This is a genomic window from Sphingopyxis sp. SCN 67-31 (assembly GCF_001725095.1).
The window spans coordinates 26,258-37,987 of sequence record NZ_MEFH01000071.1; the positions used below are offsets into that span (position 1 = coordinate 26,258).

Below are 11,730 nucleotides of genomic sequence, written 5' to 3' on the forward strand. Positions count from 1 at the left end.
CCCGAGTTGCGAGTCCGCGGCGGCGACAAGGGCGCCGCGCCTTGCTAGGCTATCGCCGGACGGTCGAATCGCGCCGAGCGGGGTCGAGCGGTTGCGCAGTCAGGGGAGAAACAGGGGCGTGGACATTCCGGACGATATTTTCACCGAGCCCGATCCGATCGACGCCGACACGCTGGCGCATCTGGGGCCGCTGCGCCGGCTGGCGGGCATTTGGGAAGGGCATCGCGGGGTCGACCTCAACCCCAAGGCCGAGGGACCCGAGCGGAAATCCTATTACGAGCGTATCGAGATGCATCCGATCGACCCGCAGACCAACGGGCCGCAGCTCTTCTACGGCTTGCGCTATCATGTGCACATCAACACGCCCGACGAGGACATCGCCTTCCACGATCAGGTCGGCTATTGGCTGTGGGAGCCGGCGACCGGCCTCATCCTGCAGACCGTGGCGATCCCGCGCGGGCAGGTGGCGATCGCGGCGGGACACGCCACGCCGCAGGCGACGAAGCTGATCCTGACCGCGGAGCGCGGGCGGACCGACTATGGCATCTGTTCGACCACCTTCCTCGAACTCGCGTTCCGGACCGACAGCTATCGCATCGAGGTGAGCTTCCACCGCGACGGATCGTGGAGCTACATATCCGACACGAGCCTGATGGTGCGCGGACGCGACGTCGCGTTCCAGCACCGCGACCGGAACAGGCTGACCAAGATCGCCGAACCCGACCTCAACCCCTGGGCCAGGACCGTCAGGGACCGAAAGGCGGCCGCCACGCCGCAACGGGCGGACTGACGCACGGTGGCGGCGGTCCTCCGAAGGATCGCCGCTTGGGTCAGGACCCTAGGTCCGCCGATACATCATCTGCCCCATCGTTCGCGACTTGCGCACCAGATAGCGCCCCGGCAGGATCAGGCCGGACCGCGCGCCGTCGCGCGTGACCATCATGCCGAACCGCGGAATCATCACGATCCGGGGCCGCCACTGGTAGACATCCCGATGAGCGCGTCGCCCGCCCATGACCTCTCTCCTCTCCTTGCCTTAAGCGCAAGGAAAGCGCGGGCCGGATCACGGCGCGAAACCGCGGCCCCGTCGGATCGGTGGGCGGTAGACGAAGTGATCGGCAGCGAAAACGACTCCGGAAAGCCCCGAGTAGCGGCGGCCGGGGCAAGGACGTTCATGACCCGTACGTAAGTTATTGAAAATTCTGAACTCGGAAGCGAACGACAATGTCCGCTTCGCGCTTCATCCCGGCTGTTTGCGTTGGCGTTACAGGTCATCTGAAACGGTTGCTTTGGGGAATATGTGTTCAAGTCCGTGGCTGGTCTTCGTCGGTGCAAGTGGGTCGACGCCGTCAGATGTCCGCACAATGTTGATCATCGCGTCCAAGGGAGTCGATCTGTCTTGCAAGCGCCGCGATGACGAGCGCAACATAGTCAGCCTTTCCTGCCGTGCGTGCGATGACCGGCAGGCCTGAGAGGAAGCCCGTCAGGCTCGAAATCATCAGCACCGCGCGCACCTGTGCCTCGGTCTCCGTCAGCTGCCCGCCCGTCGTCTGCACGATCAGATCGGTCGCAAGTTCGATGCCCGGGCGCCACAATTCGGCATAGAGAATCTCGAAGGCCGGACCGGGGCTTGCGATTTCGCGCTGGACGAACAGCGACGGATTCTGCGCCCCCGGGGTTGCGAGCAGGAAGCGCGCCAGCGCCGCAAACAGCCGCTTGAGCAGCGCGCGCGCTGCGTCGGGCGCCAGCGGTTCCTGCAGTGCGGCATAGGATGTCAGCGCCACGGCGCCCATGCCTTCGCGATAGCGCGCGACGATCGCGTGCGCGCAGGCGAGATAGAGGCCGCGCTTGTTGCCGAAATAATAGGTGAGCGCGGGCAGGTTCACGCCCGCCTCCCTGGCGATTTGCCGGGTCGTGACGCTGGCGAAGCCGCTGTTGCCGAACGCGGCGAGCGCGACGGCGAGGATGCGGGCGCGCGTCTCCTCGCCCTTGCGATAACCGTCGGAGGCGGTGCGGAGCGGGGTGGCCGGGGTTGCGGAGCGCGGCATCGGCGGTTCAATCCCTTTTGCTTGAATTTATATCAATTGATATATATGGCCGATGCCATCTCGTCGAGAGGGAGATGGATATTGATCACGCGCGCGACGCTCGACACTCTGTGGGCGAAGGTGGAATCGCAGCGGGATCGGGTGCCCGCGATGTACGGCAAGGTCGATTTCCGGGCCATTCCCGAACGCTTCGCCGCGGCGCCGGGCGATCCGACCGCGCTGTCGGGCAAATATGACCGCGACCGCGATGCCTTGCTCGCCGATCCCGACCGGGTCGAATTCATCCGTGCCTATACGATGACCGGCGATGCGACCGCCGATGCCTATGCCGCGCTGATGCGCGAATATGGATTCCGCGCGCTGGTCGACATGCTGACGCGCGCCTGCGATGAAGGCGTCGAGAACGTCCCGGGGGCACCGCCCGAACTGGTCGCCTTCATCCGCGACATGGAGCGGATTCCCGACTGGCTCGACATGAAGCTGGTCGAGGAAGGCGCGCGGATCGACCGCAATTCGGCTGCCAATTTCGGCCCGTTCATCATTCGCGGGGCCTTCATCGCGACCTTCATGAACAAATATGCCGCGCTGCCGATGGCGATCACCGGCACGCTGTCGAGCCAGACCGCGGCGCGCCGCGTCAAGGATACCGCGACATTCTTTACCACCTCGCTGCTGCCGGGGGCGCTCGAACGTCATGGTCCCGGCTTCAAGGCCGCGGCGATGGTGCGGCTGATGCATTCGATGGTGCGTGCGAATGTGCTGCGGCGCCCCGACGACTGGGACATGGATATCTACGGCATTCCGATCCCGCAGGTCGACCAGATGCCGGCCGGGCTGATCTCGGTCTTCCTGCTGTCGTACAGGATGATCGAGGAGGGGCGTCACGAATTCACCCCCGCCGAGCGCGCGACGGTCGAGCTGGCCCGCTATCGCTGTTTTCTGCTCGGCCTGCCCGAGGAACTGCTCGCCGACACGCCGCAGGGGATCGTCGATCTGATGAATGCGCGGAGCGGCACGCTCCGCAGCGGCTATGACGACAGCACCTGCGGCGAACTGCTGCGCGCGACGATGGCGGCCGACCTGCGCGCCGACGATTCGCTGCGCGCGCGCCTGCACGAGATCTTCGAGCGCGCCTTTGCCAAGCTCTTCTTCGTCAAGAGCTTCATGGGCGGCGACAAGGCGAAGGCCGCGGCGATCGGCGTCCATCTCACCGCCGGCGATGTCGCGCTGGCGGCGATCGCCGGGCTGTTCATCTATGCCCGGATCCGGCTTTATGCGCTGGCGGCCCATATTCCGGGATTGCGTGCGGTCGCCGACCGGCGGCTGATCGCCAAGCTCAAGGCGCAACTCGCGAGTTATGGCCATGCCGAATTCACCACCGACGCCGCGCAATACCGCCCGTCAGCGCCGCCGGTGCCCGCCGAATAGGCCGGCGCGGCCGCGCTAGGCGGCCACCGGGGTGAGAGCCTCCATCATCCGCACCGCCGCACTGTCGAGCGGACGAATGCCGAGTTCGGCGCGAACGCGCTCGATCGGGTCGGCGATGCGCTGGTGCCACGGAACCGCGATCAGCTCCTTCGTCGCGCGTCCGTGGCGCCAGCCGTCGAACATCACGGTCAGCAGCATGTCCATCATCGCAGGTGCGTGGACCGCGGCCTTGGTCGCCACCGTCGCCAGGAAGCGCGTCGAATAATTCTGGCCGAACTGCGCCATCTGAAAGCCGGAGATCGCGACCTCGCCCGCCGGGGTGAAGCCGTATCCGGCGACCAGATGCCAGATGTCGTGGAGCTGGAGGATGCGCCGGTTGGTCCGGTTCTGCGCCGGGTAATCGCCCGGCAGGACGACGGTGTCGGCGTCGATCACCTCGATATCGTACCCGTTCGCATTCAGCATCGACAACAGATCATGCGCAAGGCTGTCGGCTGCATGGCTTTCCAGATCGGCGGTGGTCAGCCGCACCTCGGGCTGGGCGATCAGTTCGTGCACGCTGTCGAATTCGAGCAGCGCCGCCTCGCAGGCGTCGATCATCCGCTGGTCGTAGCGGCTGCCGAGCGCGACGACGGCGAGCGTCAGATCGAGTTCGCCCGCGGTCGGCGAGGGCGGCTCGGCAACGATCGCCCAATAATCGTCCCACAGCGCGCGCGGCAGCGCGATGCGCGGTTTGCCCTCGGTCGCCCACGGCAGCGCCGCCGCGATCTGCGTCGCGCGCGCGGCACCGTTGTCGCTCGCCGCCGTGGCGGCTGCGATGGCGTCGAAGATCGGCACCTGCGCGACGGGATCGACGAAGGCAGCGGTCGTCATCAGGGCAGCGAGGCCCAGTGCCGGCTCCTCCGCCAGCGGCGGACGGGCCGTCTCGACCCAGGTTTCGAATTCCTTGCGCATCGACGGTTCGATCATCGCCATTCATCTCCCGAATTTCATCGATCGATCGATTACACTATAAGAGTAGAATAATCAACTTATATAGCTGGCACTTCTTGCGGCATCGATTATAAGCGGCCCATGGACGAACCTACCAAAGTCAGTTTCCCGAGGCGCGCCGCGGCGAAGGCGCGGACGCGCCAACGTATCGAGGAAGCCGCGCGTCGCCTGTTCGTCACGCTCGGCTATGCCGATGCGACGATGGCTGCGATCGCCGAAGCCGCCGATATCCACATCACCACGCTGTTCACCCATTTCGCCTCGAAGCGCGATCTGGCCGCGGCGATCGCGGTAACTGCGGGCACCCGGTTCGAAGCGGTGGTCGCGACGCATCGCGCACAGGGGGTGCCGGTGCTCACCTTCTGGCGCAACCAGGTGGTCCGGCTCGCGCACGCCTATGAGCGCGATGGCGACGGCCAGATCAACCTCGGCCGCGCGCTCGCGGGCGAACCCGAACTGCTGCCGGTGTGGTATGGGCATCAGCGGCTCCAGATCGATCTGATGACCGACTATATCGCCGACGAGCTCGGCATCGATCCGACGGTCGACCGCCGCGCGCAAATGGTCGCCGCGATGCTTGTCGCGGGCGGGCGGATGGCGTTCGATGCCTGGATCGAAAGCGGCCGCGCGGGTGATCTGGTGGCCGAGAACGAACGCCTGCTCGAAGCGGCCGAGGCGGTGCTCGCCCGCGGCCTGCCACTAACCCGGCGCGACGGCATCTAGGGTCAGGACGCTAGCAAGGGTTCGACCGCAACGAGACCCGCGATCATTCCGCGGCAGCTTCGCCCAGTTGCCGGATATTTTCCAGATGGCGCGACCGGCTGATCGGATAATGGGCGAGGCAGAGGATTGCGATGGCGGTCGCGACCGACAGCGCCACGATATAGATGGTCGCCAGCCCGTGTAGCGCATCGGCACCGACCTGTCCCGGCCGGGCATTGTCGGGAAAACCGACGAAGGACAGCAGCAGCCCCGCGAGCATGATCCCCATGCCCGAAACCGCCTTGTTGACCATCGTCGCGGCCGAAAACAGCAGGCCTTCGGAGCGGCGGCCGGTCTCGAGCCGGATCTGGTCGGTCACGTCGGCGACCATCGACACCGCCAGGATGCCGCCCGCGACCGTCGTCATCATGCTGAAGGCGAATTGCCCCATCAGCAGCCACAGCAGCAGCGGATCGCCGTTGGCCGGAAACAGGCCGACAAGACGCAGGATCAGCGGGACGACACTCGATATCAGCGACAGGCCGAACATGAGCATCGCCGCCGGCTTTTTGCCGAAACGCGCCGACAACGGCAGCACGACGACGAAGGCGAGCAGAATGCCCGCAACCGCGGTCGATGCGACGGTGGCGATCTGACTGGCGCTGAGTTCCCAGAAATAGGTCGAGAAATAGACGCCCAGCGACAGGTTGAGTCCTGACGCCACGGCGAAGAACAGGCTGGCGAGCAGGATGGAGACATAGGCGGGGTGAACCAGTACGCCTAGCATCTCGCGCAGCATCCGTCCGACCGGAACCTTGACGACCGGTGGCGGCGGCGGGCGTTTCAGCACCTCCCTCTGCGTCCCCAGCGAGGAGACAAGGACCGACAGCAGCATGATCGCCGCCGCCGCCCAGGCATAGGTGACATAGCCGCCCGCGTTGAGATGGCCGACCGGCTGCGTCGGCGTCGGCCGCAGGAAATAGCCGAAGGTCACGACCGTCATCCCGATGCCGCCGCACACGCCGAAGAAATAGCGCGCGGCAACCAGCTTGGTGCGCTCGTCATAATCGCTGGTGAATTCGGCAAGCAGCGCGGTCGAGGGGATCTCATAAAGGCTGATCGAAAAGCGCACGAGGATGGCCGTGGTGACGAGCCAGGCGAACTGCGCGCCATGCGCCATCCCGGGCGGCGTCCACAGCAGCAGATAGAAAAGTGCGATGGGAAAAGCGGCGGCATACATGAAGGGGTGCCGGCGGCCCCAACGCGTCCGGACATTGTCCGAATATTGTCCGAGCAACGGATCGAACAGCGCGTCGGCGATCATCGCGATCATGATCGCCGTTCCCACCCAGGCCGCCGGAAGTCCGACGACCTGGTTGTAGAACAGCATCAGGAGCGCGTTGAAGCCATGGTCCTTGATGCCGAAGGCGATGGTGCCCGAACCATAGAGAAGCCGGGTCCTGAACGGCAGGGCATCGGCCGGACGTGCGTCGGTCCTGCTCACGCGAGCGGCCTATCGGAACCGGACTTCGAGCTGGAGGCCATAGGTTCGCGGCGGGGTCAGCGAATAGGATTGCGCAACCTCCAACGTCGGCGACGACGCGAGCAAATTGCCCTGCGCGCTGTCATATCCCTTGCTGTCGAACAGATTCTTGACGAAGGCAACGACGCGATAGCGATCGCCCGTACCGGTCCAGATCGCGCGCAAATCGACCTGATCCCAGGAAGGCATCCGGTTGTAGGGGCGATTGAAGATGTTGCTGTAGGCCGAACTGCGCAGCACATAGTTTCCCGACAGCGAAAGGGTGCCGGGTTCGAAGTCGATGCTGTACATCGCATTGAGCGCCAGCTTGTGGCGCGGCGTGTCGGACAGCCGCGCGCCCGCGACGCTTTGCGGCTGCTGGCCATTGACTGACGGTCCCGACGGCTGCGCGCCGGGCTGCACCGCCAGCGGGTCCTGCCCATCGACGAAGCAGCATCCGTCGCCGATCCGCGAATGGCCGTAGCCATAGTTGAACGACAGTTGCAGCGGATCGGCGGGCTGCCAGGCAAGTTCGAGCTCGGCACCATAGCTTTGCGAGCTTTTGAGGTTGAAGAACTGGGTGAGCTGCGCGCCGCCCGGCTGCGACACCGTCAACGGCACCTGAAGCCCCTGATAATCATAATAGAAGCCGGCCAGATTGACGCGCAGCCGCCGGCCGATTGCATGCTTGTAGCCCGCTTCGAAAGCGTCGACATGCTCCGCTCCGGTCTGCGGCAGCACCGAAATGCCGCCGGCGTTGAATCCGCCAGACTTGTAGCCGCGGCTGTAGCGGAGGAAGGCAAGCTGGTCGTCGCCGGGTTGCCATTCGACCGCAACGGTCCCGGTCAGCGCGTCCCAGCTGTTCGCCAGCCCGCGCCGCGCAATGCCCGTTGCGGGATCGATGGTCACGGCCGACGCGACCCCCGGTGCGGGGAGCGTGGAGATTTGCGACGCGGTGATGTCGAGCGCCGGAGTCGCCGAACCATAAAGGTCGGGCGAGAAGCCGCCGCAGCCGAAGCAGAGAATGCGGAAGGATTCGTCGCCGCTCTTCCTGTCATGCGTATAGCGCAACCCGGCCGTGATGCGCAGCGCGTCGGTGAAGCGATAGTCGACCTGACCAAAGACCGCCGACGATTTGGTGGTCAGCGTCGAGGCGGCATAGACGAAATCGCCGAGCGGGTTGGCGGGGCCGTTGGCCGGCGCGCGCAGTTGCAGCTGGTTGGGCGCGTTGAAGTGCGATTCCTGTGTCAGCGCCTCCTGATAATAATAGACGCCAGCGACCCATTGCAGCGGTCCGTCGGTGTTCGACGTCAGGTTGAGTTCGCCGCTGCCGAAGCTCTTGTCGTTGTGCAGATTGAGCTGCGTCGACGGAAAGGCGGTGAGCGGTGTGCAGCCGGGAATGAAGGCGCAGACGCCGCCGCCCGGGGCAAGCGGAAAAGCGTAGGAAATCACGCTCGTCCCATCGAGTTCGTATGTGTTGTCGATACGATATTTCTGATAGCCGCCGAGCAGGCGGACGTCGAAGGTCGGCAGCGACCATTTGATATCGCCCGTCGCGCCGAAATTGCCGCGCAGGCGCTCGGTCTGCGTCGTATCGGCGCTGAAGCGCCGGATGTCGGTCGCGCCGGGCGGCACCGGATCGGGATCGAGAGCGACGACGCCCGGAATCAGGTAGCCGAACGCCGCGCCCGGCGTGATCGCACCGGTCGGATAGGGAGCGAAGTCATAGGCGCCGATGCGGTTGAGCGGGTGCGGATTCAAGTCGCTTCGGCCCGAGAATATCTTGGCCCATGCCGTCACGTCGGATCCGAGGTCGGCCTCCAGCTGCAATTCGACATAGCGGCGCTCGCCGCGGCCGCCTTCGCTGATCCCGCCGGCCTCGTTCTTGAAATAGCCGCGTCCCTGCTTGTGGTATCCGCCCGCCAGCCGCGTGCGCAGCCCCCGGGTCAGCGCGCCCGATGCCGATGCCTCGATCGTATAGAGCCCATAATTGCCGACGGTGCCGCGCAGGTCGGCGCTGAAGTCCTCGGTCGGCCTTTTGGAAATCGCATTGATCGCGCCGCCGATCGAGTTGCGGCCATAAAGCGTGCCCTGCGGGCCGCGCAGCACTTCGATGCGATCGATGAAGAAATCGGACGCCGCGATCGAAGTGGTCGAGGCGTCATAGATGCCGTCCGTATAGGTCGAAACGCCGGGATCGCTGCCGTTGGTGTTGGTCTGGCGCCCGATGCCGCGGATGAACACGCGATCATTGCCCGCCGAATAGCTCAATCCGGGCGTGAAGTTGGCGAAATCCTGCAGCGTGTCGATACCGGCGAGCTGGCGCGCATCGGACGTATAGGCCGATATGGCCAGCGGGACTTCCTGCAGATTGGCCGTCCGCTTTTCGGCCGTGACGACGATTTCGGTCAGGCCCGGGCCGTCTTCCGCCACGGAAGGCCGGCTCCCGGCCGTCGTCGTACCCTGCGTCTGAGCCGCAGCCGGCATCGCCATGAATGCGACGCCCGCAAACATCCAAGATATATTTCGCATACCACGCCTCTCCCGCCGCCAGCGATCCTGCTGGTCGATTATTGGCGCGATGGGCCCGCTTCACCGGGTCCACGCTATGTACGGCGAAATGCCATTGCGGCATTCCCCGTCACCATCGTTATAGGTGTTTCATATATTAGTCTATAATAGTATATTTAACATCGCGATTTTATCGATGGGAGAGCCATTCCCGGCGCATTTGCGGGGATTGCCCGGCGATGGCAGGAGCATCTTATCTCATTGGAAAAGCAAGACGACATCGCCACGACGATTTCGATGTTCGCACATGTTGCAATGGCGTAATATATTTTTCTATGATGATAGAATCATCATGATCGGCTTGCCACGGCCGACACGACCATCGCCACGAAGCGGGCGAGGTATAGGGGAGACAGGAAATGAACGGAGTTTCGCGCGCGATGGATCGGCGGACGGTCTCGACGGGCATTGGCGAGGGCCAGGGCTGATGGCTTCCACCGCCCGGACGCTTGCCGAACTGAACGCGCGCGCCCTCCCCGACTGGTATCAGGACGCGAAGTTCGGGATTTTCATCCATTGGGGCGCGTTCGCCATCCCCGGCTTTGCCCCGCGCCTTGGTTCGATCGGCGAAGCCTTCGCCAGGGACTATGACCGGGCGGTCGCGATGGTGCCCTATACCGAATGGTATTGGAACGCGATCAAGGTTCCGGGAACGCCTTCTGCCGAATTCCACCGGGCGCATTATGGCGATGCGCCCTATGAGGATTTCAAGCAGCCGTTCGAGGCGGGACTCGACCATTGGGACCCCGCCGCCTGGGCGGAGGCGTTTCGCGACGCCGGCGCGCGTTATGTCGTGCTCGTCACCAAGCATCACGACGGGCTTTGCCTGTGGCCCAGCCGGATCGCGAACCCGCATCAGGCGGGATGGACGACCGGACGCGACATCGTCGGCGAGCTCGCCGCAGCGGTGCGCGCTGCCGGGCTCCGCTTCGGGGTCTATTATTCGGGCGGGATCGACTGGACCTTCAACCGGCGCCCGCTGCGAACGCTCGGCGACTTCATCGCTTCGACGCCCGGGGGCGACTATCCGGCCTATGCGATGGCGCAGGTGCGCGAACTGATCGACCGCTATGAACCGTCGGTGCTGTGGAACGACATCAGCTGGCCCACGCGGCCCGGGCCGCTGTACCGGCTGTTCGCCGACTATTATCGGGCGGTGCCCGACGGCGTGGTCAACGACCGCTGGGTGGCGGCCAGCCTGCAGCGCGACCTGCTGAAAATTCCGCTGGTGCGGCGCTATGTCGACCGGAAGATCAAGGCGGCGATCGCCAGGCAGGGTCCCGATGCATCACAGGGGATCATTCCGCCGGAAATTCCGCACAGCGATTTTCGGACGCCCGAATATGCAGCCTTCGCCGAAATCCAGGAGAAGAAATGGGAAGCGACACGGGGGATGAGTCACAGCTTCGGCTTCAACCGCAACGACGACGAAAGCGACTACGCCAGCGCCGATACGCTGCTCCACGATTTCATCAATGCCGTGTCACGCAACGGAAATCTGCTGCTGAACATCGGACCGCGCGCAACTGACGCGGGCATACCCGACGAACAGCTTCGTCGCCTGAAACGCTTCGGCGCATGGCTCCGCGCAAATGGCGACGCCATCTACGGCACGCGGCCATGGACGCAATCGGATGGCGAGACCGAATGCGGGCTTGCCGTCCGCTTCACCGCCGCACCGGGGCGCGTGAACCTGATCGTCAAGGGGCCGGTGGCCGACACGCGGCTGGTGATCAAGAATCTGGCCCTCTCGGGCAAGGGCGTCCGTCTCGGCGATGGCAGCCCGGTCGAGATCGAGGCGCGCGGCCCCGATCTGCAGCTGACCTTCGCTTCTTCCTGCGTCGACACTGTCGGCACGGCTGTTTCCGTCGCGGTTTAGGGTAGCAAGACGACCGAAGTCGTCACGGTCAGCGGCGGGCACCCGACGGCTTCTCCAAACGGTTTCACAAAGGGTGAAAAATCGTTGCGCACGTCAGGGCGCCGTGCGGCGCCGGTGTCGCCCCGGACTGACGGTGCCTTGTCACGGATTGTCGGTGGATTTATTTTTCTGGCCCAGGAATTCGACGATCCGGCGCATGGCCAATGTCGCCGGGAAATGAGGGTTGGTACAGATGGCGAATTTTCGCAGCGCCCAGGTCTCGTCCAGGTCGATCAAACGCAGTCCAAGCGAATAGGCCAGGTTGCGAGCGGCGACGACCGGCAGGATGCCGATCCCGAAACCGGATTGGACCATCCGGCAGACGCCATCGAAGCTGTCGACTTGCGCGCGGATCTGTAAAGGCATGCCGGTCGTGGTGGCAACCGATTGCAACAGGCGAGTCATCGATGCGTTATCCTCCAGCACGACGAAGCTTTCGTCATGGAGGTCTGAGGATCAGCGTGCAATAGGCACCCCCTTCGTGGGGTGATCGGCGTGCAAAAAGGACCCCTTCATCCCGGGGATTTAGTCGGCCGACTGGTTTTGAT

General features: G+C 64.5%; 9 protein-coding genes and 1 pseudogene. 4 read left to right on the plus strand and 6 right to left on the minus strand.

The genetic code is table 11. From position 1 onward, the window contains the following. Positions 1-118 precede the first annotated feature (118 nt). Complete coding sequence (locus tag ABS88_RS15035; protein ID WP_076076834.1) at positions 119-790, plus strand: FABP family protein; 672 nt, start codon at positions 119-121, stop codon at positions 788-790. 48 nt (positions 791-838) lie between these two features. Here ABS88_RS15035 and ABS88_RS15040 read toward each other — a convergent pair whose 3' ends face one another. After that, positions 839-1,015: a hypothetical protein gene (locus tag ABS88_RS15040; protein ID WP_158682282.1), complete on the minus strand. Its 177-nt coding sequence runs from the start codon at positions 1,013-1,015 to the stop codon at positions 839-841. A gap of 334 nt (positions 1,016-1,349) precedes the next feature. Beyond that, the gene (locus ABS88_RS15045; protein ID WP_067185952.1) at positions 1,350-2,048 is read right to left on the minus strand and encodes a CerR family C-terminal domain-containing protein; all 699 of its coding nucleotides are present in this window, start codon (positions 2,046-2,048) and stop codon (positions 1,350-1,352) included. An 81-nt stretch (positions 2,049-2,129) separates the two neighbouring features. On the opposite strand from ABS88_RS15045, the gene ABS88_RS15050 reads away from it, so the two are divergent. After that, a complete protein-coding gene (locus tag ABS88_RS15050) occupies positions 2,130-3,476 on the plus strand; it encodes an oxygenase MpaB family protein (protein ID WP_286750048.1) in 1,347 nt (448 codons plus the stop codon). 15 nt (positions 3,477-3,491) lie between these two features. Here the strand turns inward: ABS88_RS15050 and ABS88_RS15055 are convergent, their stop codons facing one another. Continuing rightward, a complete protein-coding gene (locus ABS88_RS15055; protein WP_286750049.1) occupies positions 3,492-4,451 on the minus strand; it encodes a Coq4 family protein in 960 nt (319 codons plus the stop codon). Positions 4,452-4,550: 99 nt separating this feature from the next. On the opposite strand from ABS88_RS15055, the gene ABS88_RS15060 reads away from it, so the two are divergent. Beyond that, entirely contained in the window at positions 4,551-5,192 is a 642-nt protein-coding gene (locus ABS88_RS15060) for a TetR/AcrR family transcriptional regulator (RefSeq protein ID WP_067185958.1), read from the plus strand. Between the two features lie 43 nt (positions 5,193-5,235). On the opposite strand, the gene ABS88_RS15065 is transcribed toward ABS88_RS15060, so the two are convergent. Continuing rightward, positions 5,236-6,675, minus strand: coding sequence for an MFS transporter (locus ABS88_RS15065; RefSeq protein WP_067106344.1), 1,440 nt, complete (start codon positions 6,673-6,675; stop codon positions 5,236-5,238). A 9-nt stretch (positions 6,676-6,684) separates the two neighbouring features. Then, entirely contained in the window at positions 6,685-9,126 is a 2,442-nt protein-coding gene (locus tag ABS88_RS15070; RefSeq protein WP_286750050.1) for a TonB-dependent receptor, read from the minus strand. A gap of 565 nt (positions 9,127-9,691) precedes the next feature. On the opposite strand from ABS88_RS15070, the gene ABS88_RS15075 reads away from it, so the two are divergent. Further along, a complete protein-coding gene (locus ABS88_RS15075) occupies positions 9,692-11,143 on the plus strand; it encodes an alpha-L-fucosidase (RefSeq protein ID WP_286750051.1) in 1,452 nt (483 codons plus the stop codon). A gap of 141 nt (positions 11,144-11,284) precedes the next feature. Here ABS88_RS15075 and ABS88_RS15080 read toward each other — a convergent pair. Next, a pseudogene (locus ABS88_RS15080) lies at positions 11,285-11,623 on the minus strand (LysR substrate-binding domain-containing protein); the annotation flags it as partial. Positions 11,624-11,730 lie beyond the last annotated feature (107 nt).

Coding starts and splice junctions, on each gene's coding strand:
- ABS88_RS15040 (WP_158682282.1), bottom strand. CDS start 1,015: ATGGGCGGGCGACGCGCTCATCGGGATGTCTACCAGTGGCGGCCCCGG.
- ABS88_RS15045 (WP_067185952.1), bottom strand. CDS start 2,048: ATGCCGCGCTCCGCAACCCCGGCCACCCCGCTCCGCACCGCCTCCGAC.
- ABS88_RS15055 (WP_286750049.1), bottom strand. CDS start 4,451: ATGGCGATGATCGAACCGTCGATGCGCAAGGAATTCGAAACCTGGGTC.
- ABS88_RS15060 (WP_067185958.1), top strand. CDS start 4,551: ATGGACGAACCTACCAAAGTCAGTTTCCCGAGGCGCGCCGCGGCGAAG.
- ABS88_RS15075 (WP_286750051.1), top strand. CDS start 9,692: ATGGCTTCCACCGCCCGGACGCTTGCCGAACTGAACGCGCGCGCCCTC.